At 65.9% G+C, this 26,945-nt stretch carries 22 protein-coding genes; 7 read left to right on the top strand and 15 right to left on the bottom strand.

Annotation, left to right across the window (positions count from 1 at the left end; translation table 11 throughout):
* Positions 1–32: 32 nt before the first annotated feature.
* Positions 33–2,075, bottom strand: a complete 2,043-nt coding sequence (locus tag ASF98_RS04100; protein WP_055797779.1) for an ABC transporter ATP-binding protein — start codon at positions 2,073–2,075, stop codon at positions 33–35.
* Complete coding sequence (locus tag ASF98_RS04095; protein WP_055797777.1) at positions 2,072–3,805, bottom strand: ABC transporter ATP-binding protein; 1,734 nt, start codon at positions 3,803–3,805, stop codon at positions 2,072–2,074. The genes ASF98_RS04100 and ASF98_RS04095 overlap by 4 nt, the downstream gene beginning before the upstream one ends.
* A gap of 462 nt (positions 3,806–4,267) precedes the next feature.
* Between ASF98_RS04095 and ASF98_RS24395 the strand changes: the two genes are divergently transcribed.
* The gene (locus ASF98_RS24395) at positions 4,268–5,035 is read left to right on the top strand and encodes a hypothetical protein (RefSeq protein ID WP_162242321.1); all 768 of its coding nucleotides are present in this window, start codon (positions 4,268–4,270) and stop codon (positions 5,033–5,035) included.
* Positions 5,036–5,114: 79 nt separating this feature from the next.
* The gene (locus ASF98_RS04085; protein ID WP_082506697.1) at positions 5,115–6,017 is read left to right on the top strand and encodes a class F sortase; all 903 of its coding nucleotides are present in this window, start codon (positions 5,115–5,117) and stop codon (positions 6,015–6,017) included.
* 65 nt (positions 6,018–6,082) lie between these two features.
* On the opposite strand, the gene ASF98_RS04080 is transcribed toward ASF98_RS04085, so the two are convergent.
* From ASF98_RS04080 to ASF98_RS04055, 6 genes are all read right to left on the bottom strand, one after another.
* Positions 6,083–8,098 carry an MFS transporter gene (locus tag ASF98_RS04080; RefSeq protein WP_235505602.1) on the bottom strand — a complete coding sequence of 672 codons (2,016 nt, stop codon included), beginning with the start codon at positions 8,096–8,098 and terminating at the stop codon, positions 6,083–6,085.
* 97 nt (positions 8,099–8,195) lie between these two features.
* Positions 8,196–8,675 (bottom strand): MarR family winged helix-turn-helix transcriptional regulator, encoded by a 480-nt coding sequence (locus ASF98_RS04075; RefSeq protein WP_055797769.1) that lies wholly within the window; start codon positions 8,673–8,675, stop codon positions 8,196–8,198.
* 218 nt (positions 8,676–8,893) lie between these two features.
* Complete coding sequence (locus tag ASF98_RS04070) at positions 8,894–10,600, bottom strand: thiamine pyrophosphate-binding protein (RefSeq protein WP_055797766.1); 1,707 nt, start codon at positions 10,598–10,600, stop codon at positions 8,894–8,896.
* Positions 10,597–11,703 (bottom strand): agmatinase, encoded by a 1,107-nt coding sequence (gene speB, locus ASF98_RS04065; protein WP_055797764.1) that lies wholly within the window; start codon positions 11,701–11,703, stop codon positions 10,597–10,599. The genes ASF98_RS04070 and speB overlap by 4 nt, the downstream gene beginning before the upstream one ends.
* 99 nt (positions 11,704–11,802) lie before the next feature.
* Positions 11,803–12,144 carry a P-II family nitrogen regulator gene (locus ASF98_RS04060; protein WP_055797761.1) on the bottom strand — a complete coding sequence of 114 codons (342 nt, stop codon included), beginning with the start codon at positions 12,142–12,144 and terminating at the stop codon, positions 11,803–11,805.
* Entirely contained in the window at positions 12,141–13,574 is a 1,434-nt protein-coding gene (locus tag ASF98_RS04055; RefSeq protein WP_055797758.1) for an ammonium transporter, read from the bottom strand. The genes ASF98_RS04060 and ASF98_RS04055 overlap by 4 nt, the downstream gene beginning before the upstream one ends.
* Before the next feature lie 393 nt (positions 13,575–13,967).
* Between ASF98_RS04055 and ASF98_RS04050 the strand changes: the two genes are divergently transcribed.
* A complete protein-coding gene (locus tag ASF98_RS04050; protein WP_055797749.1) occupies positions 13,968–15,944 on the top strand; it encodes an APC family permease in 1,977 nt (658 codons plus the stop codon).
* Between the two features lie 54 nt (positions 15,945–15,998).
* Here the strand turns inward: ASF98_RS04050 and ASF98_RS04045 are convergent, their stop codons facing one another.
* Positions 15,999–16,574 carry a helix-turn-helix domain-containing protein gene (locus ASF98_RS04045; RefSeq protein WP_028272064.1) on the bottom strand — a complete coding sequence of 192 codons (576 nt, stop codon included), beginning with the start codon at positions 16,572–16,574 and terminating at the stop codon, positions 15,999–16,001.
* A 309-nt stretch (positions 16,575–16,883) separates the two neighbouring features.
* Here ASF98_RS04045 and ASF98_RS04040 point away from each other — a divergent pair, with 309 nt between their 5' ends.
* Positions 16,884–18,407 carry a sodium:solute symporter gene (locus ASF98_RS04040; protein ID WP_055797746.1) on the top strand — a complete coding sequence of 508 codons (1,524 nt, stop codon included), beginning with the start codon at positions 16,884–16,886 and terminating at the stop codon, positions 18,405–18,407.
* Positions 18,408–18,485: 78 nt separating this feature from the next.
* Here the strand turns inward: ASF98_RS04040 and ASF98_RS04035 are convergent, their stop codons facing one another.
* Positions 18,486–18,722: a hypothetical protein gene (locus tag ASF98_RS04035; RefSeq protein WP_028272062.1), complete on the bottom strand. Its 237-nt coding sequence runs from the start codon at positions 18,720–18,722 to the stop codon at positions 18,486–18,488.
* A 281-nt stretch (positions 18,723–19,003) separates the two neighbouring features.
* Here ASF98_RS04035 and ASF98_RS04030 point away from each other — a divergent pair, with 281 nt between their 5' ends.
* Positions 19,004–20,242: a VIT1/CCC1 transporter family protein gene (locus tag ASF98_RS04030; protein ID WP_055797744.1), complete on the top strand. Its 1,239-nt coding sequence runs from the start codon at positions 19,004–19,006 to the stop codon at positions 20,240–20,242.
* A 56-nt stretch (positions 20,243–20,298) separates the two neighbouring features.
* Positions 20,299–21,150, top strand: coding sequence for a matrixin family metalloprotease (locus ASF98_RS04025; protein ID WP_055797740.1), 852 nt, complete (start codon positions 20,299–20,301; stop codon positions 21,148–21,150).
* 25 nt (positions 21,151–21,175) lie between these two features.
* Here ASF98_RS04025 and ASF98_RS04020 read toward each other — a convergent pair whose 3' ends face one another.
* From ASF98_RS04020 to ASF98_RS04000, 5 genes are all read right to left on the bottom strand, one after another.
* Positions 21,176–22,309, bottom strand: coding sequence for an LOG family protein (locus ASF98_RS04020; RefSeq protein WP_055797738.1), 1,134 nt, complete (start codon positions 22,307–22,309; stop codon positions 21,176–21,178).
* Positions 22,310–22,398: 89 nt separating this feature from the next.
* The gene (locus tag ASF98_RS04015; protein WP_055797884.1) at positions 22,399–23,172 is read right to left on the bottom strand and encodes an SDR family NAD(P)-dependent oxidoreductase; all 774 of its coding nucleotides are present in this window, start codon (positions 23,170–23,172) and stop codon (positions 22,399–22,401) included.
* Positions 23,173–23,212: 40 nt separating this feature from the next.
* Complete coding sequence (locus tag ASF98_RS04010) at positions 23,213–24,589, bottom strand: MFS transporter (protein ID WP_436056771.1); 1,377 nt, start codon at positions 24,587–24,589, stop codon at positions 23,213–23,215.
* Positions 24,590–24,763: 174 nt separating this feature from the next.
* Positions 24,764–25,471 (bottom strand): FadR/GntR family transcriptional regulator, encoded by a 708-nt coding sequence (locus ASF98_RS04005; RefSeq protein WP_055797730.1) that lies wholly within the window; start codon positions 25,469–25,471, stop codon positions 24,764–24,766.
* 48 nt (positions 25,472–25,519) lie between these two features.
* Positions 25,520–26,008 (bottom strand): polyketide cyclase / dehydrase and lipid transport, encoded by a 489-nt coding sequence (locus ASF98_RS04000; protein WP_055797728.1) that lies wholly within the window; start codon positions 26,006–26,008, stop codon positions 25,520–25,522.
* A gap of 40 nt (positions 26,009–26,048) precedes the next feature.
* On the opposite strand from ASF98_RS04000, the gene ASF98_RS03995 reads away from it, so the two are divergent.
* Positions 26,049–26,897 (top strand): gamma-glutamyl-gamma-aminobutyrate hydrolase family protein, encoded by an 849-nt coding sequence (locus tag ASF98_RS03995; protein ID WP_055797725.1) that lies wholly within the window; start codon positions 26,049–26,051, stop codon positions 26,895–26,897.
* The last annotated feature ends 48 nt before the right edge of the window (positions 26,898–26,945 follow it).

Raw genomic sequence — 26,945 nt, 5'->3', positions numbered from 1 at the left:
CACCTGGACCTCGATGCGCCGGGCTGCGGCGCTCAACTCCGGGCCGCCGTCGTGTTGTCCGTGGAATCCGCCAAGGCGGCGTCCGCATCCTCGCCGGCGAACTGGGACATGTAAAGCCGGTGGTAGGCGCCCTTGAGCTCCAGCAGGTCGTGGTGGTTGCCCTGTTCCACGATCCGCCCGGCTTCCATGACCAGGATGGTGTCGGCGTCGCGGATGGTGGACAGCCGGTGCGCAATCACAAAGCTGGTGCGGTCCGTCCGCAGGGCCGCCATGGCTTTCTGGACCAGGACTTCCGTGCGCGTGTCCACCGAACTGGTTGCCTCGTCCAGGATGAGCAGGGACGGGTTGGCCACAAAAGCCCGTGCGATGGTGATGAGCTGCTTCTCACCTGCGCTGACGTTGTTGCCTTCCTCATCAATGACCGTGTCGTAGCCGTCCGGCAGTGCCCGGACGAACCGGTCAACGAACGTTGCACGGGCCGCCTCCATGACTTGGTCCTCGGTGGCGTTGAGGTTTCCGTATTTGATGTTGTCGTAGATGCTGCCGCCGAACAGCCACGCGTCCTGCAGCACCATGCCCACTTTGGCCCGCAGCTCGGAGCGGCTCAGGTGGGTGATATCCACGCCGTCCAACGTGATGCTTCCCGAACTGAGCTCGTAGAACCGCATCACCAGGTTGACCAGGGTGGTCTTGCCAGCGCCGGTGGGCCCGACGATTGCAACGGTATGACCCGGCTCGGCGGTGAACGAAAGGTCCTCGATCAAAGGCTTGTCCGCGGAGTAGCTGAACGTCACGTGCCTGAACTCGACGTGGCCGTCGGTCTTGGCGGGCAGGTGCTCGGTGGCGGTCTCGGCATCCTGTTCCTCGGAATCCAGGAATTCGAAGACGCGCTCTGCCGAGGCAACGCCGGACTGCAGCATGTTGGCCATGCCTGCCATCTGGCCCAGCGGCTGTGTGAACTCCCGGGAGTACTGGATGAAAGCGGTGGCGTCGCCCAGGCTCATGCCGCCGGAAGCCACCCGCAATCCGCCGACCACCGCGATGCCCACGTAGCTGAGGTAGGAGACGAACTGCATGACCGGCATGATCATGCCTGAGACGAACTGGGCTCCGAAGCTGGCCTTGTAGAGGGCTTCGTTCCGTTCATCGAAGCTTGCCAGGATGTCCGCGTCGCGGCCGAAGACCCGCACGAGGTCGTGACCGGAGAACGATTCCTCGATCTGGCCGTTGAGCTGGCCGGTGTTTTTCCATTGCGCTGCGAACAGCTTCTGGCTGCGCGAGCCGATGATGCCCGCGGCCACGCCGGACAGCGGGAGGGCAACCAGTGCGATGAGGGCCAGCTGCCACGACACCACGAACATCATGATGACGATGCCGAGCACCGTCAGCGCGGAACTGAGTAGTTGCGCGAAGGCCTGCTGCAGCGCCTGCTGGATGTTGTCGACGTCGTTGGTGACGCGGGACAGGGTGTCGCCCCGCTGGCGGGTGTCGAAGTAGTTCAACGGCAGCCGGTTGAGCTTTTTCTCGGTGTCGTCACGCAGTTGGCGCACCACCCGCATCACGAGCACGTTCAAGACATAGCCCTGCAGCCAGGTGAAGATGTTCGCCACGAAGTACATCACCAGCACCACGCTGATCAGGAACGACAGCTTCTGGAAGTCGATTCCCACACCCGGAACGAGTTCCATCTTGGCGATCATGTCCGCGAAGTTGTTGTCGCCCTGGGCGCGCAGCCCGTCGACGAACTGGTCCTTGCTGACTCCGGCGGGCAGCTGCTTGCCCACTACTCCCCCGAAGATGACATCCATGGCCTGCCCCAGGATCTTGGGGGCAACGACGTTCAGGACGACGGCGACTGTCACCATTGCGAGGACCACGGCGATGCCGGCGGCCTCAGGCTTAAGCAACCCCATCAGGCGCTTGGCGGACGGCCAGAAGTGCTCTGCCTTCTTCGCCGGCGTCCCGCCGAACATGTCTCCGTCGGCCTCCGTGGGCTTGTATTCCTCTTCGTAGAAGTCGTCGTCCTCCGCGGGAACCGTGTCCTGGCCTGCCGCCAGTTTTTCGTTGGTGCTCATGCCACTTCCTCCGCAGTCAGCTGGGACTCGACGATTTCCTGGTAGGTGGTGGAACTCAGCAGCAGTTCATCGTGCGTTCCCCGGTCCACGATCCGGCCGTTGTCCAGCACCAGGATCTGGTCGGCATCGGCAATGGTGGACACGCGCTGGCCCACAATGATGACGGTGGCGTCCGCCGTCTTTGCCTTGAGCGCACGGCGCAGCCGGGCGTCCGTGGCGACGTCGAGCGCCGAGAAGGAGTCGTCGAACAAGTACACCTTGGGCTGGGTCACCAACGCCCCGGCGATGCACAGGCGCTGGCGCTGGCCGCCCGAGACGTTGGTGCCGCCCTGGGCGATCCGGGACCCCAGCCCGTTTTTCTTGTCCCGGACGAAGTCAGCAGCCTGGGCCACTGTGAGCGCGTCCCACAGCTCCTGATCCGTGGCCTCCGTCTTGCCGAACCGCAGGTTGTGCTCGATGGTCCCGGAAAAGAGGTACGGCCGCTGCGGCACCATGGCCACCCGGCCGGTGATTTCGGAACGCTCAAGGTTGGTGATGGGGACGCCGTCGAGCAGCACCTCGCCGGACGCGACATCGTAAAGCCGCGGCAACAGGGACAGCAGGCTGGTCTTGCCGGCGCCGGTTGAACCGACAATGGCCACGGTCTGGCCGGGCTCGGCGGTGAAGCTGATGTTGCTCAGGACGGGTTCTTCGGCCCCGGGGTATGCGAACGAGACATTGCGGTACTCCACGCGACCGGTCCTGTGGGTGGGCGCCACCGGCGCCTCCGGTTCATGGATGGAGGGTTCGACGTCGAGCACCTCACCGATGCGGTCCGCACAGACCGAGGCCCGCGGAATCATCATGGCCATGAACGTGCCCATCATGACCGCCATCAGGATCTGCAGGAGGTACTGCAGAAAGGCCGTCAGGGAACCGACCTGCATCTCCCCGGCATCCACCCGTTGGCCGCCGAACCACAACACGGCTGCGGTGGAGACATGGAGGATCATCCCGATGGCCGGGAACATCAGAACGAACAAGGAGCCAATTTTCAGCGAGACATCGGTGAGTTCGCGGTTGGCCCCGCCAAATCGCTCCGTCTCGTGCGGTTCCCGGACGAAGGCGCGGACCACGCGGATGCCGATGATCTGCTCGCGGAGAATGCCGTTGATGCGGTCGATTTTCGTCTGCATGGAACGGAAGAGCGGCATGAGGCGGACCACGAGGTAGCCCACGACGGCAATCAGGACAGGGACGGACACCCAGACCAGCCAGGACAGGCTCAGGTCCTCGCGCAAGGCCATGACAATGCCGCCGATGCACATGATGGGCGTGGCCACCATGAAGTTCAGCCCCATCAGCACGAGCATTTGCACCTGCTGGACATCGTTCGTGCCGCGCGTGATCAGGGTGGGCGCGCCGAAAACATTGACGTCCTTGGCTGAAAAGCTGGTCACCTTGCGGAAGACGCCGCGCCGGAGGTCCCGGCCGAATGCCATGGCCGCCTTGGAACCGAAGTAGACGCCGGTGATGGCGGTAGCCACCTGGACCAGTGCAACGCCGAGCATCAGCCCGCCCGTCCTCCAGATGTAGTCGGTATCGCCGCGGGAGACTCCCTCGTCGATGATCTGTGCGTTCAGGCTTGGTAGGTAGAGGGCCGCGATGGTGGATGCCAGCTGGAAAAGAATGACTGCCGCGATATACGGCAAATACGGCTTGGAGTAGCGCCGTATGAGGGTGACAAGCATGCCCGGGAGTCCTTTGGAAAGTGCGCGAAGTGTATGGAGGAAAGTAATAGCAGCGGGGGCTGACACTCTCAGCCTTCCCACTCTACGAAATTCGTTGCCTCGGCGAAACAACGCCGGGGAAATATCATCCGAATGGCGTATCGGCCGAAGGGCCGTTGTGGCGGGCCGTCTTGCCGGCGCGGGCAGTGCCACTGCAGCGTGCGCACGTGCCTCTTGTTACGGGAGAAACGGGTGTCACCCCTCGGTTCAAAGGGGAATCGCTGTGAAAAACGAGTGCCCAGTCAAGTACCGGCCACTCGCGACTACGCAGTGCCTGAGGCTTAGCGTGAAGTGGTCAGATAGTTGACAACTCTGCAGGAGAGTCGCAGGTGGACTGGGCATCTACGAACAACGGTCGGCTCCTCCATGGGCCTCCCGCTCCCGCAGTCTGGTCAGTCCAAAATGATCCAGATGGAGAATCCCATGAAGAGAATCCTCGCAACTGCCGGAATTGCAGGCATTGCGTTAATAGGCGTCACGGCTCCGGCAAATGCCGGCGACAAGGGCGATGACAACGACAAAAAAGTCAGCATTTGCCACGCAACGGGCTCCGAAACGAACCCGTACGTTCACATCACTGTCAGCGAAAACGCGCTCAACGGAAATGGTGGCCATGCTTCGCATGAAGGCGACCTGATTCCTGCACCGGCGTACGGTTGCCCGGGCGGAGGCAAGGATGATGATGACGACGACTCGGGCCATGGCCCGGACAAGGTCACCATTTGCCACGCCACGGGATCCGAAAAGAACCCGTACGTCGTCATCACGATTCCGGAAAAGGCCTGGTGGAACGGCCACAAGGACGGACACAACGGCCGCGCCGACATCTACCCGGTCCCGGCCGGTGGTTGCGTCGCAGAGGAAGAGGAAGAGGAAGAAAAGCCAGAGACTCCGCCGGTGGTTGTCCCGCCCGTTGTCGTCCCGCCGGTCGTGACACCGCCGGGAGTGACACCACCTGCTGTAACTCCGCCGGCACAGACTCCCACGGGAGCTGCAGCGGCACCGGTCGGGGCGGCAGCAGCAGTAGTACCCGTGGTCAACCGCGGTTTCAACGCCCAGACCGCGGCCGGAAGCCAGCCCGACGCCGGAATGCCGGCCTGGTTCGGCGGCCTGGCTGCACTCCTTGGAGCAACGGGGCTGATTGCCCTGCGGCAGCGGGGACGCCTGCAGGACGTGCCCGGATCCAAGTAGGTCCGATCCTGCGGTGCGGACGGGCATCCGCCATCACGGTGCGATGCCCGTCCACGCCACTCTCCCTGGAGGAGTCCAGATGTCCTTCCCCGGCCACAAGCCCTCAGACAGCCCGCCCCTGGGTAGCCGGACCGCTGCCCAGGAGTCGGGCGAGAGCCGGACCCCTACCCCGGAGGCCGGCGAGCGCCGTTCCTTCGAAGGCTGGCGGCTCAGCCGCCTGGCCCGCAAGCTGCCTTTCCTGAAGCGCCTTTCACTCAACCGTGGCGACCGGCTGCTGCTGCTCGCCGGCGTTCTGGCCTTCTTCGCCCTGACGTTCCTGCCGGGCATCGTAAGCGCCGGGAACTCTTCCAGCGGGAGCGGGACCGGACTCCACCTGGAAGCTGCCCCGTATTCACGGTCCGCCACCCCGCGTGATGCCGTCCCGCCGGATACGTTCGCTTGGAGCGGCAAGGGCTCGGCGGCCGTCGCGGGCAAGAAATCCCCGGCGGTTGCGCCCGCAGCACAGCAGCCCACGCCGAGCGTTCCCAACTATCCACCGGCCGCTGCGCCCACGCGGATCGTGTATCCCGCTGCCGGGCTGGACGTCACCATCCATCCGCTCACGCCGGCGCCGGAGGAACTGGAATCCCAGGCGATCGTGCCGCCGATCACCGTGGACGGATACTGGGTGACAAACTTCGGCATGCCCGGCGCCGGGTCCACCAACAGCACCTACATCCTCGGACACAGCTGGGAGGGCCGCGACGCTCCGTTCAACCGGCTCAGCGCTTCGAGCACCCCGGGGGACATCCTGGAAGTCACCACAGCAACGGGAACCATGCGGTACCGGGTGGATTCGGTGGATACCTACGTGAAGTCGAGCCTGAAGGACAGCCCCATCTGGACCGGCTTCCCCAACCGCCTCGTCCTCATCAGCTGCTACACCGAAGACCCCTGGGGAAAGAACGTAGTGGTGGTCGCCTCCCCGGTCCCGGAGCCCTGAGGACTACATCGCAACGGCGACGGCGGCACTCAGCCGCCGTCGCCGTCGTACGTTATTGGGTCCTGTTACTCGGTCCGGTGCCGCCCGTGCGTTGCGATGTAGTCCGCCGCCGCCCGTTGCAGCTTCCGTTCCTTGGCAAGCTGGCGCCGCAGGGTGGTGAGTTGCTCGCTGATGCGTGACTGTTCGGCCGCGATCTCACGCTGCTCCGCCGACTGTTCGCGAACGGCCCGCAATGCCTCTGCCAGCTGGAGCTGCTGCTCCGCCAGCAGCTGCTGGGTCTGCAGGAGGAGCGGCACGACGTCGGCAGCTTCGGGCCGCCGGTCCGCCACCATGGTCCGGGAACGGGCCCGGGAGCCTTCCCTGCCCGCAGCGGGGATGTCGCCGCCGCGGGTACCGTGCTCGTCGCCGGTAACGTCCCGGTCCATGCGCGCGGCTTCGGGGAACCGTGATTCGTGCGCGCGCTGCCTGCTCAGGACCTCGATGAACTCCCGGTCCAGATCCACGATGCCGGACCCGCCTGCTGTGACCGGCTCGGCGGTGGCCGCGGGGGCATTGTTCCCCGTGGCGCCGGCCGCGGTTGCTGGCACGATATCCACGGTGCGGCGCAGCGGCTGTTCCTTGATGAACAGGATGGCTACGAGGGCAATGATGCCGATGGCCGCGGAGATCAGGAAGATCTCGGCCGTCGCGTCACCGTAGGCTGCCCGCATGATGTCCCGGATCGGGGCGGGCATGTCCTGAAGATCCATGCTGGCACCGGCTGATCCGCCTGTAACCGGAATCCCGGCTGCTGCGAGGCCTTCGGCAGCCAGTTCCTTGACCCGGTTGGCCAGGACGGCGCCCAGCACGGACACGCCGATCGCGCCGCCCACCGAGCGGAAGAACGCGACGGAGGCACTGGCGGTCCCGATGTCCGTGGCGCGGACGGTGTTCTGCACTGCCAGCACGAGGTTCTGCATCAGCAGGCCGAGGCCGAGGCCCAGGACAGCGGTGTAGAGGCCGGTCAGCCAGAGTTCGGTGGTGTGGTCGATAGTGCCGGCCAGTCCCAGGCCGCCGATCAACAGGATGGAACCCGCAACCAGGTAGCGCTTCCATTTGCCGGTCCGGCTGATCAGCTGGCCCGACAGGACCGAACCGATAAGGTTGCCGGCGATCATGGGCAGTGTCAGCAGGCCGGCTTCGGTGGGTGTGGCCCCGCGGGCCACCTGGAAGTACTGGCCCAGGAAGGCGGAGGATCCGAACATGCCGACGCCCACTGCGACGGAGGCCAGGATGGCCAGGGCCGTGGTGCGTTCGCTGATGATCTTGAGCGGGATGATGGGCTGTTCCACCCTGGATTCCACGACGACGAGGAGGGCCAGGAGCAGCACGCCGCCGCCCACCATGGCCGCTGTCTGCCAGGACCACCAGTCGTAGTAGTCCGGGTTGCCGGCGAAGGACACCCAGATCAGGAGGAGGCTGACGCCGGAAGTGAGCAGGATGGAACCAAGCCAGTCGATCTTGGCGTGGCGTTTGACGTGGGGAAGCTTCAGCGTGATCTGCAGCAAGATCAGGGCGATGACGGCCAAAGGAACGCAGACGAAGAAGGTCCAGCGCCAGCCGAGCGGGCTGTCCACGATGAATCCGCCGAGCAGCGGGCCGCCGGCGGTACCCACTGCCATCACTCCGCCCATGTAACCGGAGTACTTACCGCGGTCACGGGGCGGGATGATGGAGCCGATAATGGCCTGCGCCAGGGCAGTCAGGCCGCCCATGGCGACACCCTGGATGACTCGGGCGGTCAGCAGGAGCGGGATCGTTTCCGACAGGCCCGCCATGACGGAACCGGCCACGAAGATCACAATGCTCAGCTGGACGAGCAGTTTCTTGTCGAAGAGGTCGGCGAGCTTTCCCCAGATCGGTGTGGTGGCCGCGTTGGCCAGCAGTGCCGCCGTGATGACCCAGGCGAAGTCCGTCTGGGTGCCCTTGAGCTCGGACATGATGGTGGGCAGCGCGTTGGCTACGATGGTGCTGCTGATGATGGCGGTGAAGAATGCGGCCAGCAGCCCGGTGAGGGCCTCCATGATCTGGCGGTGGCTCATCGCCGCCTGGGGCGCAGGTGCGGATGGCTGCGGTGGTGTCGTTGACTGGGCCCGGGACGGACCGGTGGCTGTAGTGTGGCTGGCCATGTGCAGCTCCTTAAACGGTGGGAATGGTTTCGGTGGATCCGGCCGTCGTTGCCCGGGCTGAGTCCTTGAGGGATTCAGCAAGTTTTTTCAGGATTTTCGCGGTCTCCTCGGCGTCGGACTGGCTCCAGTCCTGCAGATAGCCCTGAAGGGTTGCTGTGCGTTGCTGTTCTATCTCGTGCAGCTTGCCCTCCCCCGCCTCTGAGAGCGCCACCAGTTGGGCACGGCCGTCCTCCGGATCCGGACGGCGGACCACCAGGCCCTGCTCTTCCAGATCGGCGATGTGCCTGCTCAGGACGGGAGCGCTGACGCCGAGTCTCGCGGCAAGCTTCGTGGCCCGGGACTCCCCCTCCCCCACGAACCGCAGGACGCCCTGGAGCGCCACCCCGGTGTCCCGCCCGCGCGTGCTTGAGATCGCAACGCAGCGGACAGCCCGCTGGAGGTCGAAGATCTGGTAGACGAGATCGGCTGCGGTTTCTGGTGCGACTGCCATGCGAATAACCCCTTTGCTTGCCCTAGGCAACTATATAGGAAAATGGTTGCTTTGGGAAACTAACCAGCGGGCAGCGGGGGGCGGCCCGGCGTGATGGGCGCCTTAAACCACTAGCGCGAGCGGACAGTTGAGGCCCCCGATCCTGATGGAAAGGGGGCCTCAAGTGTCCGCTCGCGCTTTGTCGTAGCGGGCGGGTGTTCAGTTGTTGAGGGCGGCTGTTAGACGCCCATGTGAGTGGGGCCGAACATCTTGAGCAGGGTTTCGACGACGACGACGTTGGGGCCGTCCGCGGCGAAGCCCGCTTTCAGTGCGTCCCCCACGTTCTCCGGCGCCACCCGGACGCCCGGGACACCGAACGCTTCCGCGAGTTTGACGAAGTCGGGCCGGGCCAGTTCCGTTGCGGTGGCCTTGCCGAAGGCGCCCACCATGTATTCGCGCAGGATGCCGTAACCGCCGTCGTCCACGATGAGCCAGGTGACCGGGACGTTGTGCTGCTTGGCCGTGGCCAGTTCGGAAATGGAGTACATGGCCGAACCGTCACCGGAGACGGCCAGGACACGTCCGGGCTTTCCCGTGGTTTCCAGCCCCACGGCCCCGCCGATGGCCGAAGGGAAGCCGAAGCCCAGCCCGCCGGCGCCCTGGGCGGAGTGGAACTGCCCCTCGCGGGCGTCCCAGCAGCTCCAGGCCCAGTACGCGGAGATGGTCATGTCCCAGAAGGTCTGCATGTCCGCGGGGACGGCCTCGCGAATGTCCGCCATGAATTTCAGTTCCTTGCCGAGGTCCTGGGACTCCAGCCTCGCCTTAACCTTGGCCAGGGATTCCTTGACCAGCGCCTCCGGTGAGGTGCCATGCCAGTCGGCCCGTTCCCCGTGCGGCTCGGTGAGCGCGGCATCCAGCGCAGCCAGGGCCTGTCCGGCGTCGGCACGGATGCCCAAGCCGGGCCGGTTGGACTCCAGGACCCGCGGTTCGGCGTCGATCTGGATGATCCGGCCGCGCGGCTCGAAGGTGAAGTAGTTGGACGTGACTTCGCCGAGGGAGGAGCCGATGACGATCAGCACGTCCGCGTCCTCGAGCAGGTCCGTCATGTAGCGGTCCTCGATCCAGGACTGAAGCGACAGCTCGTGGTTCCACGGGAAGGCGCCGTTGCCGCCGGGGGTGCAGATCACCGGTGCGCGCAGCTTTTCCGCGATGGACAGCAGCGGCTTCTCGGCCCGGCCGCGGCGCGTGCCGCCGCCGGCGATGATCGCCGGACGTTCCGCCGTCGACAGCCATTTCACTGCCTCACGAACCAGCTCCACACGCGGCGGGTTGTCCGCCGCTTCGGCGAGGGCATCTTCAACCGGCGGGACCATGATGGGATCCAGCAGGACGTTCTGCGGGATCTCCAGCCAGACAGGGCCCTGCGGGGAGGAAATCGCCTCGGTCCAGGCGTCCTGGATGGCTGAGGGGATGCCGGAGGCGTGTTGGATCAGCCGCTGGCTCTTGGTGACATTGGCGGCCGAGGCCTTCTGGTCATCGAGCTGGTGCAGCATGCCCTTGCGGCGCGCGCCCAGGCCGTCCAGCGGAATCTGGCTGGCCACCACCACCATGGGCACACCCGTGGCGTAGGCTTCCTGTAGCCCGGCCAGGGACGTCAAGGCACCGGGCCCGGTGGACAGGAACAGCACGCCCACCTCACCCGTGGCGCGGGAGTAGCCGTCGGCCGCGAACGCGGAATTGTTTTCCACCCGGGAGGAGACGAAGTGCAGGTTTCCCCGGCCCATCGCATCAAAGAGGCCCAGCGCGTGCTGGCCCGGGATGCCGAAGACCGTCTTCGCGCCCAGCGCTTCGAGGGTTTCGACGACGAGATCCCCGCCGTTGCGGACGCCGGTTCCTGCATTTGCTCCTGCCGGAGCAGCGGCCGCACCCGGATCGAAATCGATCACTTGGAGAACTCCTCGACGGCCGGACGGATGATTCCTGCGGGCTGGGCAGCGGCGGCCGCAAAACCGGCCTGGTGCCTCTTCTCCTGCCCGAGGGTCTGGGCGGCATAGCCGTTGGCCGCGCCGAACCTGTCGCCTTCGACGGCGGAATCCGCCATGAGGGTGACCAGTTCGTAGGCGACATGGCTGGCAGCCACCCCGGTGATTTCTGCGTGGTCGTAGGCCGGAGCCACTTCAACAATGTCCGCACCCACGAGGTTCATGCCGCGGAAGCCGCGGATGATCTCCAGCAGTTCCCGGCTGGTGATGCCGCCGGCCTCCGGTGTGCCCGTGCCCGGTGCGTGCGCGGGGTCCAGGACGTCGATGTCAACGGAGATGTACAGCGGACGGTTGCCGATCCGGTCCCGGACCTTGGCCACCGTCTCCAGGACGCCCTGATAGTAAACATCCGCGGACGTCACGATGCCGAAGCCGAAGCGGTGGTCATCGTCGAGGTCCTTCTTGCCGTACAGCGGGCCGCGGGTTCCGATGTGGCTGATCGCCTCGGTGTCCAGGATGCCTTCCTCGACCGCGCGGCGGAACGGCGTGCCGTGGGTGTATTCTGCGCCAAAGTAGGTGTCCCAGGTGTCCAAGTGGGCATCGAAGTGCAGCATCGCCACAGGCTCGCCGGCGCGCTCGGCAGCGGCCCGCAGCAGCGGCAGCGCAATGGTGTGGTCCCCGCCAAGGGTCACAAGCTTGCTGCCGCCGGCCGTCAGGTCGAGGGCGTTCTGCTGGATGGTTTCGATCGCCTCGTTGATGTTGAACGGGTTGACGGCCATGTCGCCGGCGTCCGCCACCTGGACGTTCTCGAAGGGGCTGACGTCCCAAGCGGGGTTGTAGGGGCGCAGCAGGCGGCTGGCCTCGCGGACATGGTTGGCGCCGAAGCGGGCACCCGGGCGGTAGGAGACGCCGGAATCGAAGGGCACTCCCACCACCGTGATGTCCGCCTTGGCCACCTGGTCCAGCCGCGGCAGGCGGGCGTAGGTTGCGGCCCCTGCATAGCGGGGGATGCGGGATGAATCGATGGGGCCAAGGTTGCCGTTGGCCTCGATGCGCAGCTCTTCCAAAGGAACGCCTCTCCTTCGAGGATGGATCGGTAGTGTGACACCCATCATACACGCTAGTTTCCTATTGTGCATCAAGTGTTTACCAATCCAAGCAGCGCATCAGTCGATGGCGGACGCGCCCCGCTCCCCCGTCCGCACCCGGACGGCGTCGGAAACGGAGACTGTCCAGATCTTGCCGTCGCCGAACCGGCCGGTACTGGCGCCCGCCTCGATCGCCGCCATGACACCGTCCATGGCGTCCTCGGTCACCAGGACTTCCACCCGGACCTTTGGCAGCAGGTCCGAGTTGTATTCGGTTCCGCGGTAGACCTCCACATGGCCGCGCTGCTGCCCGTAGCCGCTGGCCTGGCTGACGGTCAGGCCACTGACGCCGAACCCTTCCAGGGCAGCACGGACCGTCTCGACCTTTTCCGGCCTGACGATGGCCGTAATGAGTTTCACGTCCGCACCCGGCCCCGCTCGGCCTGGCTGGCCACCGGGACAGCCCCCGGGACTTCGGCCGGAATCTCCGTTGCGGGGTCCACGCCGCCAGGTGCGGCCTTGGCGTGGTGTTCGCCGGGGTGGAAGGTTCCCCCCACCATCAGCAGCTCGTAGGCGGTTTCGGCGTGCTCGGTGACGTCGATGCCGGACCGCTCGCTGGCTTCGGTCACGCGCATGCCCATCGTCTTATGGATGGCGTATCCGATCAGTGTGGTCATGATGGCGCTCCAGGCCGTGACAATCACCGCAGTGAGGAACTGGGGCCAGAACTGTGCCAGGCCCCCGCCGTAGAAGAGCCCGCCCTCGGTCTTGGCCGACGGCACCGCGAAGAATCCCAGCGAGAGCGTCCCCCACAGCCCGCCAACAAAGTGGACGGCCACCACGTCAAGGGAGTCGTCGAGGCCGATCCGGAACTTGAGGCCCACCGCGAGCGCACAGAGCACTCCGGCCACCGCCCCGATCAGGATGGCACCGACAGGGTCGACGAAGCCGCAAGCCGGAGTCACGGCAACCAGGCCCGCCACGGCTCCCGAGGCGGCACCAAGGGAGGTGGCATGGCCGTCCCGGAGCCGCTCGACGAGCAGCCAGCCCAGGAGCGCCGCACTTGTGGCCAGCAGGGTGTTGGTCCAGGCCAGGCCCGCGGTGGCATCGGCAGCGAGTTCAGAGCCCGCGTTGAAGCCAAACCAGCCAAACCACAGGAGACCGGCGCCGAGCATCACGAACGGCAGGTTGTGCGGACGGATGTTGGGATCTTTCATGAATCCAAGGCGTTTTCCGAGCACGACGGCGAGCATCAGCCCGGCGATGCCGGCGTTCATGTGCACGACGGTTCCGCCGGCGAAGTCGAGCGCCGAGATCTTGCTGCCCACGATGCCGGTGGCGCCGAAGAGGCCGCCGCCCCAGACCCAGTGCGCGATCGGGGCGTAGACGAGGGTCACCCACAAGGCAGCAAACAGCAGCCAGGGTCCGAACCTGACACGCTCGGCCACGGCGCCGCTGATCAGCGCGACGGTGATGATGGCGAATGTGGCCTGGAACCCGATGAACACCATGTCCGGGAGGCCCGGCGCTTTGCCGCCGATGCTGCTGGTCAGTCCGCTCAGCCCGGGGTTGGCAAACGGATCCCCGACGAGTCCGGCCATCGTGTCGGGGCCGAAGGCCAGCCCGTAGCCCCACAGCGCCCAGACCACGGCAACAACACCCATGGCGCCAAAGCTCATCATCATGATATTCAGGACGGATTTCATCCGCACGAGGCCCCCGTAGAAGAACGCCAGGCCGGGAGTCATCAGCAGGACCAGGGCGGACGCCGCCAGCATCCATGCCGTGGCGCCGGGGTCCAGCGCTGTGGGGTCCACTGCCATGCCCACGTTGAGTAGAGAGATGTTCATTTTGGGAGCCTTCCTCTGGAAGTGGCGCTCCTGGGCGCCAACTACGGCGAGACCATTCAAAACGAGACCATTCAAAACAACGAGACAGCCACTGAGCATCGACAGCTTATTGGGGCTCCACAGCCGCTCGTTATCCGACGCTACAACGGCGGTGTTTCCGCCAGGGCCGAGATGTTTTTCCGGCGTGTTAAACAGCGGCGCCGGGGATGAATTCCGGGTTTCCGGCAGGTTTCCAAAATGTGACGTACATCTCACCAGACGGTGACGGCGGTCACACGAGCCGTAAAGGTTTCGTTAAAGGAGCCATCCCGCACGCTTCCCCGGGCCTACGCTCCCAACAGGAGCAGCACACCAGGCCCCCACGGCCGAAGGAACGCTGCGCGAAAGGATACCGTGACCACGCTGACCAGGCCGCCCGCCGACCCTTCGGACAGGTACAACCGCAAGCCCCACAAGCTCAGGAGCTGGCTGCTGGAGGGCATGCCCGAGGGATCCGGGAAACGCCAGGGGCCGCACGGCCAGCCGCAGGCGAACCATACGCCCCAGCCCTGGTGGAAGGTCATGTGCCTGACGGGCGTCGACTATTTTTCCACGCTGGGATACCAGCCGGCCATTGCCGCGCTCGCCGCAGGCATGGTCTCGCCGCTGGCCACCGTGGTCCTGGTGGCAGTTACGCTCCTCGGCGCCCTACCGGTGTACCGCAGGGTGGCTTCGGAGAGTCCTCGCGGTGAGGGCTCCATCGCCATGCTCGAACGGCTCCTGCCGCGCTGGGGCGGCAAGCTGTTTGTCCTGGCGCTTCTGGGTTTCGCGGCAACTGACTTCATGATCACCATGACGCTCTCTGCCGCGGATGCCAGTGCGCACGCCATCGAAAACCCGTTTGCCCCGGCCTTCCTGCACGGCCAGGAAGTGGCCATTACGCTGGCGTTGATTGCGGGCCTGGGCATCGTGTTCCTCCGCGGCTTCAAGGAAGCCATCAACGTGGCCGTTGTCCTGGTGGCAGTGTTCCTGCTGCTCAACGCGGTGGTGGTGCTGGTGGGCCTCGCGCATGTGTACAGCGAAGCCCACGTGGTGACGGACTGGTGGGCCGCCCTCAACCAGCAGCACGGCAACCCGCTCGTGATGATCGGCATCGCCCTGCTGGTGTTCCCCAAACTGGCACTGGGACTTTCCGGCTTCGAAACGGGCGTGGCCGTCATGCCGCAGATCCAGGGCAGCCCCGACGACACCGAGGCGAAGCCGACCGGCCGGATCCGCGGCGCGCACAAGCTCCTGACCACGGCCGCCCTGATCATGAGCGCGTTCCTCATCGCGTCCAGCTTCATCACCACGTTCCTCATCCCGGCAGGCGAGTTCCAGCCGGGAGGCAAGGCCAACGGCCGGGCTCTGGCATTCCTGGCGCACCAATACCTGGGCGACGGATTCGGGACTGTATACGACCTCAGCACCATCGCCATCCTCTGGTTCGCCGGGGCCTCCGCGATGGCTGGCCTGCTCAACCTGGTGCCGCGCTACCTTCCGCGCTTTGGCATGGCGCCGGCATGGACCCGGGCGGTGCGGCCGCTGGTACTGGTGTTCACCGCCGTCGCCTTTCTCATCACGGTGGTGTTCGAGGCCGACGTCGAGGCCCAGGGCGGTGCCTACGCCACCGGCGTGCTGGTGCTGATGACGTCCGCGTCCATCGCCGTCACGTTGTCCGCCCGGCGCAAGCAGCAACGCGGCCGCACGGTCGCTTTCGGCGCGATCGCCGTCGTCTTCCTTTACACCACAGTGGCGAACGTGGTGGAACGCCCCGACGGCCTGAAGATCGCGGCCATGTTCATCCTGGGCATTGTGATGGTCAGCTTCGCGTCGCGCGTCCGGCGGTCCTTCGAGCTGCGCGCCACCCACATCCGGCTGGACGAACGCGCCCTGGAATTCATGGCCGCCAGCGAAGAGGGGCCCATCCGGCTGATCGCGCATGAGCCCAAACGCCTCAGCGCCGCCCGATACCGGGCCAAGCTGGAGCACGCCGAACTCGCGAACCACCTGCCCGTGGACAGCGATGCCATCTTCATCGAAATCCTGGTCGACGACAGCTCGGACTTCGAACAGGAGCTCCTGGTCACGGGGAAGATCCGGCACGGCTTCCGCATCCTTGAAGTCCACAGCAACAACGTGCCCAACACACTGGCAGCCGTCCTGCTGCACCTCCGCGATGTCACCGGCCTGATGCCGCACATCTACTTCCGCTGGACCGAGGGCAATCCGCTTACCAACCTGACGCGGTTCCTGCTCTTCGGCGAGGGTGAGATCGCCCCCGTCACGCGGGAAGTGCTGCGCGAGGCGGAGCCGGACGTCACGCGCCGGCCCTGGGTCCACGTGGGTTGAGACCCGGCAGGCCCGGGCTGAGGCCGGCCCCGGCCCCGCCGGCGGCACTCTGCGTCAGCGGCTGGCGGCGGGGACCAGCACCCAGAGCACCTCGACGGCGTCGTCCGTGGGATTGATCCACGTGTGCGGTTCCCGGCCGGGGAACGTCACGGTGTCGCCAGTGCTGAGTTCGTATTCCTCGTTGGTCAGGATCAGCCGGATGCGGCCCTTGATCACATGGAGGACGTCGACGTCGCAGTCCACGGCGTAGAGTTCGGATTCGCCGCGGCCGCGCGGTTCGATCACGGCCTGGATGATCTGGACGCGGCGTTCCGAGCGGGCGGTCAGCAGGCGCTCGATGATGCCTTCGCCGCCCAGCGAAATCCGGGGTCCCTCGTCTTTCTTCGTGAGGTGGGTTTCGGGTGCGGCAAACAGGTCTCCGATGGAGATCGACAGGACCTGGCACAGGGTCACCAGGGAAGCCACCGACGGTGACGTCAGGTCGCGTTCCACCCTGCTGAGGAATCCCTTGGTGAGACCCGTCGCGTCCGCGACCTGTTCAATGGTGAGCCGCTGAGACTGGCGGGCAGCGCGGATGCGCGAACCGATGGCAACCGGTATGTTGCTCGGTTCAACTGGTAGAGCCTTCATTTACGAACCTTTCGCAGCCGGCCGCACGGCCCCATTGCTGGAGCCATACTAGCGGGATACCTACCTTGTGACGCCCGAACGGACCATGGTGTCAATCCGCCTTGACTGTTACGCGGATCACAGCATAACCTTTGGGGCAACAAGTGTTGTCTATTAGGCAATTCGTAGGCAAACACTGGGACAGTCAGCCTGTCACCAGCAGGGATCTCCCCCTGCATCCCCGCTCTATAGCAGCGGAATTCCGGCGTGGCCCACGTTCTTGCCGCGAATTCCCGCCCTGCTGCCGACCCGCTCCAAGGAGCCCATTAAATGGACGCAAACTTCGTCAACATCGCCATTGTGGTGGTGTACCTGATCGCCATGCTGGCCTTCGGCTGGTGGGGCAAATCCCGCACAAAGAACAACAGCGACTTCCTGGTGGCCGGCCGCAGGCTGGGCCCCTTCCTTTACACCGGGACCATGGCGGCCGTCGTGCTCGGCGGAGCCTCAACGGTGGGCGGCGTAGGCCTCGGCTACAAGTTCGGCATCTCCGGCATGTGGCTCGTGGTGGCCATCGGCGCCGGCGTACTGCTGCTGAGCCTGCTCTTTGCAGGCACCATCCAGAAGCTGAAGATCTATACGGTGTCCCAGATGCTGACGCTCCGGTATGGCAGCCGGGCCACCCAGACGTCCGGCATCGTCATGCTGGCCTACACGCTCATGTTGTGCGCCACCTCAACCGGCGCCTACGCCACCATTTTTGTGGTGCTGTTCGGGTGGGACCGTGCCCTGGCCATCGCCATCGGCGGCGCGATCGTCCTGGTGTACTCCACCATCGGCGGCATGTGGTCCATCACGCTCGCCGACCAGGTCCAGTTCGTGATCAAGACGGTGGGAATCTTCTTCCTGATGCTGCCGTTCACGCTCAACGCCGCTGGCGGCCTGGACGGGATCCGCAGTCGCGTGGAGGACAGCTTCTTCCAGATCGACGGCATCGGGATCCAGACCATCATCACCTACTTCGTGGTCTACACCCTGGGTCTGCTGATCGGCCAGGACATCTGGCAGCGCGTTTTCACCGCCAAGACCCCCACGGTTGCACGCTGGGGCGGCGCAACAGCCGGCGTTTACTGCATCCTGTACGGCGCAGCCGGCGCCCTGATCGGCCTGGGCGCACGCGTGGCGCTCCCGGAAATCGACGTGGCCGCTGCGGGCAAAGACGTTGTCTACGCAGAAGTGGCCCAGAACCTGCTCCCCATCGGCATCGGCGGCCTGGTGCTCGCAGCGGCCGTCGCGGCCATGATGTCCACCGCCTCAGGTGCGCTTATCGCAGCAGCAACAGTGGCCCGCGCCGATGTCCTGCCCTTCGTGGCCAGTTGGTTCGGCAAGGACATCAACACCGACGACACCGACAACCCCGAGCACGACGTCAAGGCCAACCGCATGTGGGTCCTGGGCCTGGGCATCGTGGCCATCCTCATCGCCATCGTCACCAAGGACGTCGTGGCGGCCCTGACCATCGCCTACGACATCCTGGTGGGCGGCCTCCTGGTGGCAATCCTCGGCGGCCTGGTCTGGAAGCGGGGCACGGGCGTTGCCGCGGCAGCTTCGATGGCCGTCGGTTCGGTCATCACGCTCGGCACCATGATCTACCTTGAGATCAACGCCGCGGCGCCACTTGACGGCATCTACGCCAACGAGCCGATCTATTACGGCCTGATTGCCTCGGCCCTGGTGTACCTCGTGGTGTCCCTGGCTACCAGGCCGACCGACCCCAAGGTCATGAAGAACTGGCAGGACCGCGTTGCCGGCACCGTCCCTGAAGAAGAACAGGTTCCGGTTCCGGTCAGCTAGTACTGCGGAAGAACGCACGACGGCGGTGCCTCCCAGCGCGGGGAGGCACCGCCGTCGTGCGTTGAGGGCGGAAACGACCTATTCGGCTTCCCCGGGCTCACGGAATTCTTCCTCCGCCAACGGCACCACGGGCTTCTCGTCGCCGAGGAAATCCTCCGCGCCCAGGGGAACAAGCCGGTCGGCCTCCTCGAACAGCTCCTCTTCCTCGCTCTCCCCGGCGTCGTCGACGGGAGCGTCCTCGGCAAAGTCGTAGGCGGGATCGGATTCGAGGGTGTCCCGTTCCGGCTGGGTGGGGTGTGATCCGGTGGTGTCCATGGTGCAAACCTCCGTGTCTGGTTGTGCGGCCAGGTGCCGGGCTACGGAAGCACCTGCCCTGGCAATCATCACAACACCGGCATTCGTCGCGGTCAATAGGCGGTCCGTTGCCGGTCTGTTCCACGCCTCCAATGCCCGCAGCCGAAGGCACCGGCCTCAGCCCGATTTGAGGCCCGCCTAAACTTACCGGTGAGGAACACCGGCCGAAAATCCGCGGAAATCCGCGGTAGGCTGGAGCTGCAATGGGGCCGATTCATGCCCTATCAAGCCCAGGAGTGTTCGTGTCTCAGCACGCTAAATCTGACCGCAGTCATGCCCCTCGCGCCGACAAGCCGGCAGCAAGCGTCCCCGAAACCACAGCCGGCAGCGCAGGCGCCGGACCCGCAGAAACCACCGGCGCCGGACCCGCAGAAACCACCGTCGCCGCACCCGCAGGGACCGCCCCCAGCCCGGCCGACGTCAAACGGTGGCGCCAGTACCTCGCCGATGAACGCGCCGAGGCCCGCGTCTACCGTGACCTCGCCCAGAACCGCCGCGGCGAGGAACGGGACATCCTCCTTGCCCTCGCCGAGGCCGAGGGTCGCCATGAAGCCCACTGGCTCCGGCTCCTCGGCGACCACGCCGGGAAGCCGCGGCAGGCGTCCCTGCGCAGCCAGCTGCTGGGATTCCTGGCCCGCCACTTCGGTTCGGTGTTCGTCCTGGCGCTGGCCCAACGCGCCGAGGGCCGCTCCCCTTACGCCTCGGACCCTACCGCGACGCCCGCCATGGTGGCGGACGAACAGATCCACGAGGAAGTCGTCCGCGGTCTCGCCACCCGCGGCCGGAACCGGCTGGCCGGATCCTTCCGGGCCGCCGTGTTCGGAGCCAACGACGGCCTGGTCAGCAACCTTTCCCTGGTGATGGGCATGGCCGCGTCCGGCGTCGGCAGCCAGGTGGTACTCCTGAGCGGCGTGGCGGGCCTCCTTGCCGGCGCCCTGTCCATGGGTGCGGGCGAATTCATCTCCGTCCGTTCCCAGCGGGAACTGCTGGCCGCAACGCGGCCCACCCAGATCACCCTCTCCGCGGCTCCGCGGCTGGACATCGAGCACAACGAGCTGCTGCTGGTGTACCTGGCCCGTGGGATGTCCCGGGAAGCCGCCGAACACCGCGTCGCGGAACGCATGGGCCTGCTGAGCTGCGACTGCGATCCCAGCCTGTCACTCCAGCCCGAACGCCCTGAAGCCCACGACCAGCACGAAGCAGTGGGCACCGCATGGAGTGCAGCTGCGTCAAGCTTCTGCTTCTTCGCCTCCGGCGCCATCATTCCCATCATCCCCTTCCTTCTCGGCATGACCGGCGTCGTGGCGCTGGTGGTTTCCGCCGTCATGGTGGGCATCGCGCTCCTGGTGACGGGCGGCGTCGTCGGCCTCCTGTCCGGGACGTCGCCGACCAGCCGCGGCTTCCGGCAACTCGCCATCGGCATTGGTGCGGCCGCCGTCACCTACCTCCTCGGGATGGCCTTTGGCGCGGTGGTCGCCTAGTGGAGGGTCCGCGGCCGGAACAACGCCGGCCACGGCATGCCGGCGGGCCGGGAACCTTGGCCCGCATCCTCCGGACAGCGGCACTCACCGCCGTGATCGCCGCCGCCGCCTTCACGGCAGCCGGGTTGTTCTACGGCGACCCCCGCTTCGTGGGGCTCTTCCAGCCCCGGAACAGCACCGTCCCCAACGGACAGGCTGCCGCCCAGCAGCCCGGAACCGCCGCCGAGGGAGTCAGCTCGGACGCGCCTCCCCCCGGTTTGGAAGAAGCGGACTCGCCGCTTCTCGCCGCGGAAGAGCCTGCCTCGCCAAGTGATTCCTTTGAATTCCTGGCCACGAACGACGACGGCACGCCCGTGGGCTACTCGCCGTGCCGCCCGCTGCACTACGTCGTCAATGCCGGGCTGGCGCCGGCTGGCGCGGAAACCCTGGTGGAAGACGCCGTCGGCACGATTTCCCGTGCCACAGGGATCAGGTTCATCAACGACGGGCCCTCCACCGAAAGCCCCTCCGAGGACCGGGACCCCTACCAGCCAGAGACGTACGGGGAGCGATGGGCGCCGCTCCTCATCGCATGGACCACTCCGGAGGCCTCCCCCAAGCTAAAGGGCAAGGTGATCGGCATCGGCGGCAGCACCCACTACAGTTTCGACGGCGGCGCGAAGACCTTCGTCACCGGCAGCCTGGACCTCGACGCCCCGCAGATCGCCGGGGAACTCGAGCGGCCGCAAGGCTCCGCCTACGCCACCGCCGTGATCCTGCACGAGCTGTCCCACGTCATGGGGCTCGAACACGTCGATGACCCCCGGCAGCTGATGTACCCGGAGATCGGCACCCCGGACGGCCTTGCCGCGGGCGACCTCAACGGCCTGTACCAGCTGGGCAAGACCACCTGCCGCAAGGACCTGTAGGCCCGGATCCGCTAGCCGGCCGCCGCTAGCCCGACACGACGTCGAGCGCTTCCTCCACCGTCTCCACCAGGAAGATCCTGTCCGCCATCGCCTTGCCCGCGGCCAGGCTTTGCAGCAGCGGCCAGGCGGGATACCGGCGCTGCCAGTGCTCGATTCCCACGAGGACCATGGGCGTGATGGTTTCCGAGGCACCGTAGTAGTTTTCGCAGGCGTCCTGGAAGATTTCCTGCAGGGTGCCGGCGGACCCCGGCAGGAAGATCACACCGCCGTCGCACAGCTCCAGCAGGATCGCCTCCCGGATGGCGTTGGCGAAATACTTGGCGATGTGGGTGGCGAAATAGTTGGGCGGCTCGTGACCGTAGAACCAGGTGGGAACCCCGAGCGACGGCGTCCCGTCCGGATAGCGTTCGACGACGGCGGCCGCCGTCCGCGCCCATGCGGACACCGAGGGCCGGAACCCCGGTACGGCTTCGAGCTGCGCCAGCGCTGCGTGGAAGTCCGCATCCGGCAGTTCGCTGAGGTAGGCACCCATGTTGGCTGCCTCCATGGCGCCCGGCCCGCCGCCGGTGGCCACCACGCGGCCGCTTCCGGCAAGGAGCCTCCCGGCGAGGGCGGCCTCCTCGAATGCCGGTGTTCCTCGCATCGCGGTGTGGCCGCCCATCACGCCCACCATCGGGCGGCCGCGGCTTAACTCCGAGCGAGTCAGCTCATCCAGGGCGTCACCGATCGAGTGGTCATGCAGGGCTGCGGCGAGCGTGGCATCCAGCCGGTGGCGCTGGCCGGGCCGGATGCTCCACTGGTAGATCCGGGCGTCCAGTGTTGATTCGTACCGCCCGCCGGCCGGCCCGGAGTAGAGCTCCTGCGGTGAGTAGAGCTGCCCGCGGTAAGGATTGAAGGGCACGCTGACCAGCTTGGGGAAGATGAGCGCACCCCGGCCGCGAAGCGTATCCTCCACACCGTCGTCGAACGTGCAGCCGAGGAAGATGGCACCCTGTGCCTCCATGGCTTGCAGCGGCGCGGAGCGGCCGCGAAGGTCCAGGGACTGGGCGTGCCAGCCCTGCATGCTGCGGACCCCCGCCTTAACCAGCCGGTCGAAGCTGTCCAGGCTTTCAACCTCAAGCGTTCTGGGGCTGGGACTGAGACTGCGGGCGGCGTTCATGCTGTCAGCCTAGTCCGCAACAAACACACAGGAGTGCCCCCGGTGAAATTCACCGGGGGCACTCCTGCCGGGGCATTTTCAGCGGCGGATCAGGAGACCTGGAGGCCGCCGTTGATGTCGTACGTGGCAGCGGTGATGTAGCCGGAATCCTGGCCGAGAAGGAAGGAGATCAGAGCCGCGACTTCCTCACGGCTGCCCACCCGCCCCATCATGATGCCCTCGGACATCTGGGCCTTACGTTCCTCGGACAGGGTGCCACCCATGATGTCAGTGTCGATGGGACCCGGTGCAATCGCGTTGACGGTGACGCCGAACTCTCCCACTTCACGGGCAAGCGCACGGGTGAAGCCGATGATTCCGGCCTTCGACGCACTGTACGCAACCTTGGAGTACGTACCGCCGCCGCGCTGGGCGGAGATTGAGGAGATGCTCACGATGCGCCCGAGCTTGCGCTCGATCATGCCCTTGAGCACGCGCTGGGAGACGATGAAGGTTCCGCGCATGTTGATGGCGAAAACCTTGTCCCACTCCTCCACGGTGGTCTGCATGAACGTCGTCGGCGAGCTGATGCCCGCAAGGTTCGCGAGGGCGACGATCGGCGGCAGGGAATCTTCGATTTCGCTGATGGCACGGTCCACTGAGGCGGCGTCGGAAACATCAGCGCCCACGCCGATGGCCTTGACCGCACGGTTGGAGCCGATTTCGGCGGCCGCAGCCTTGGCGTCTTCCGCGTTGATGTCCAGGATCGCGATGGACCAGCCTTCGCTGGCCATCCGGTCCGCGGCCGCCCGGCCGATGCCGCGGGCGGAGGCTGCCCCGGTCAGTACGACGGTGCGTTCGGCGGGAAAAGGGGTGATTGTCATGATGTGTCTTTCGTCGGGTGTCAGGTCGATGGTCGGTCGGTCAGGAGCGGGCTTTTGCTGCATTCACGGCAGCGGCAGCAGCCACTGCGGGATCCAGGGCAGCATCACCTTCAGGCCTCTTCCGGGCGTAAAGGTAGGTGGCCACCGCGGTGACGCACAGGCAGAAGGACAGGAACAGCAGGCCGCTCTGGTTGTTGCCCGTGGCGTCCTTGAGCATGCCGACCGCGTAGGGGGCTACGAAACCGCCCAGGTTGCCGAGCGAGTTGACCAGGGCCAGCCCGGATGCAGCCGCTGCGCCGGTGAGTGCCGCGGACGGCATGGACAGGAACGGGGCGATGGCACCGTAGATCCCCATGGCCGAGGCGGTCAGTGCGATCAGGGCAAGGATGGGGTTGACCGGGAGCAGGTACCCGGCTGCCAGCAGGCCCATGCCGGCCAGAACCATGCTGACGGCGGTGTGCCAGGCGCGCTTGCCGGTCCGGTCCGCCCGCTTGCTCCAGAAATACACAAAGACCGCGGCGATGGCGTAGGGAATGAAGACAATGAATCCCACTTCGGCGGTGGAGAACTTGCCGAGGGCGGCAACAATGGTGGGCATCCAGAGGCCAAGGCCGTAGATGCCACAGACCAGGCCGAAGTACAGGGCCGAGTACACCAGTGTGCGCTTGTCCTTCAGGCCGGCCAGGAAGTTGTGGTTTCCGCCCTTGGATTTTGCGGCCAGTTCGGCATCCATGGTGGTGGCGAGCCATTCGCGCTCGTCAGTATTGAGCCACTTGGCGTCGCGCGGGCGGTCGGTCATGAGGATCGGTGTCAGCAGGCCCAGCAGGATCGCGGGGATGCCTTCGATGATGTAGAGCCACTGCCAGCCGTGCAGGCCAAGAATTCCGTCCATCTGCAGCAGCAGTCCGGACACCGGAGCGCCGAGCGCGTTGGACACGGGCTGGGCCAGGATGAAGATGCCCAAGACCGTGACGCGCTGCGCGGCCGGGAACCACAGGGTCAGGTAGAACAGGATGGCGGGGAAGAACCCGGCCTCTGCCGCACCCAGCAGGAACCGGATGATGTAGTAAGTGCTTTCACCGTTGACCAGGCACATGGCCGTGGCGAAGATGCCCCAGGTGATGAGGATCCGGGCGAGCCACTTGCGTGCACCGAAGCGGTACATGCCGGCGTTGCTCGGAACCTCCAGCAAGGCATAGCCGAGGAAGAAGATGCCGGCACCAAGCCCGTAGGCAGCAGCGCTGAGGCCGATGTCCTCGCTCATGGTGAGTTTGGCGAAGCCCACGTTGTTGCGGTCAAGGTAGGCAACGAAGTAGAGCAGGACGATCAGCGGCATAACGCGGCGGCGAACCTTGCGGAGCGTCCGCTCACCGAGCTCGCCGAGCCCTGCGGACTGCATGGAGAGTGAAGTCATCATCGACCTTCTGTTTGACGGAGGCGGCACCTGAACAAGGGCGCCGCGGTCCGATGGAAATGGGGGGAATCCGTCCGGTGACTAACTAAGTCTGATGTCTGACATCTGACGGAAGAACATGAAAAAGATCATAGAAGCGTGATCTGGGTTACGTCAAGCCCGCCGGGAGCTGCAGCGTCAGGGCTGGGAGTGGTGGACGTAGCGTTCGTAGTCGCGGTATGTCTGCTCCATGTGGTCATCCATGGTTCGCCGGGACAGTTCGGCGTCGCCGCTGAGGATGCTGTCCATGACCTTCTGGTGGTACTCGATGGCGTGGAGCTGGATCTCGGGCACAGCGGACGTTTCCCGCCTGGTCATGTAGAGCAGCTGTCCCAGCTGCGCAAACAGCGCCCGGACAAAGGGATTCCCCGAGGCCTTCAGCACCACGTCATGGAACGCGATGTCAGCTTCGACAAAGCGGTCCAGGTCCCCGGCCTCATGGAAGCGCTTCATGTCCGCGATGCACCCGCGCATCTGCTCTGCATGCTCGGGGGTATGCCGCTTGGCGGCCAGGGAGGCCGCGCCGGTTTCCACCATGCGCCGCATCTCGATCAGCCCGACGGAGACCTGGTCCGCGCCGTTTCCGTGCGAGGCGGCCTTGAAGATCGCATCGAGCCCGGTCCAGTTGTCCGAGGGATTGACGAATGTTCCGCGGCCGGCCTTGACGTAGAGGATGTTCTGCGCCCGCAGGGCCTTGAGGGCTTCGCGGACGGTCAGCCTGCTGACGTCGTACGCCTTCGCGATGTCGGCTTCCGGGGGGATGGCATCGTGCGGCTTCAGCTTGCCGTCGAGGATGTCATCGAGCAGGCCGTCGACGAGGTCGTCAACGAGTGTCCTGCGGCCCATCCTGGCTCCTGCCTTCGGTCTTGCCCCGCAGCGCGGGTTCCTTCAACATTACTGTTGGATGCGGTCCTGATCAGCATCGTGGCCGGAACCGGCGACATACTGGTCCAGCTTCGCCAAGGTGGCCTCCAGGTTGGCGGGGTGGCGGCGCAGGTAGCCGGCCAGCCGGAGGAACGACTTCCCGCGGACGCTCCGCGCGTCCCACTGCTCGGTGACCAGCGTGCCCCGAGTGCCCGCGGCATCGACGGAGGGTTCGAGCACATAGCGCCACACATGCCCGAAGAAATGCCGCCAGGCAATGCGTTTGCCTTCCTCGAACTCACAGACGGTGTTGAGGATCTTGTAGTCCACCATCACGTTCATCTCCATGCCGAACCTGGCGCCGGCGGACAGCCGCTCCGGACCACGAGGCTGCGCCGCCTTGACCGTGTCCGACCCGTCGATCACGCTGTGCAGGGCGGGCGTTGCCAGCACTTCGAAAATGGCCTCGGGACCGGCCGCAATGAAGCGCTGGCGGGACACAAGGTATCTGTTGTTCATCCGGCAAGCCTAACCGTTTCAGGCTGTTGCAGAATGAGTCATGCGCACTCCTCCCCCGCCCCCGCCTGGACGCCCCCGGATCGGAATCCCGGTCCGCCTCAGCAGCTCCCGGGACGCCGACCCGCGGGTCGGGGAGGCCAATGAGCTGTTCGATTACATCGTGGACCTGGTCCGCGACGGAGGCGGGGAGCCGGTGCTCCTCACCCCGGATTCCGACGGCGGTTCCGACGGCGGCGGGCTGGCCGAAACGCTCAAGGGGCTGGACGGCGTCGTACTCCCCGGCGGCGGAGACCTGGACCCCCGGCTTTACGGGGAAGAGCCGGGCGCCGAGTGCTATGACGTCAACGTCGAGCAGGACGCACTGGATGTGGCGGTGGCGCGGGGAACCATCGAAGCGGGCCTGCCGCTGCTCGGGATCTGCCGCGGACACCAGCTCCTCAACGTCCTCTACGGCGGCACCCTGGTGCAGGACATGGCGGACGGCCCCGTGACGCACCACGAACCGGCGGCGGGTGGTGCGGCGATTGGCGGCGGTGAAGGCGGGGCCGCGGGAGCGTGGGCCTGGCACGACGTTGACATTATTCCCGGGTCCAAAGTGGGACGCCTCTACGCATCGCGGGGCACGGCGCAAGGCCTGACGGTCAGGATCGCTTCCGGCCACCACCAGGCCGTGGCGCGGGTGGCCGACGGACTGATCGTGACAGCGGTCGCCGGCGACGGCACCGTGGAAGCGTTGGAGGATCCTGCCCGCTGGGTGGCATCCGTTCAGTGGCACCCGGAAGTCCTGGAACTCCCGGCCCAGGAACGCGTTGCCCCCTTCCGGGCATTCGTGGAGGCCTGCTATTATCGTCAAAACGGCAGTATGTCCTATCAAGAGAACATAGGCTGACATACGCGGCACCCGGGCACCCTCGGAGGCCGCGGAGCACAAGGGAGC

Source organism: Arthrobacter sp. Leaf337 (genome assembly GCF_001423745.1).
Taxonomy (GTDB): Bacteria; Actinomycetota; Actinomycetes; order Actinomycetales; family Micrococcaceae; genus Arthrobacter.
Note: the sequence above shows the minus strand (reverse complement) of the source record. Positions and strands in the feature narration are given on the sequence as shown.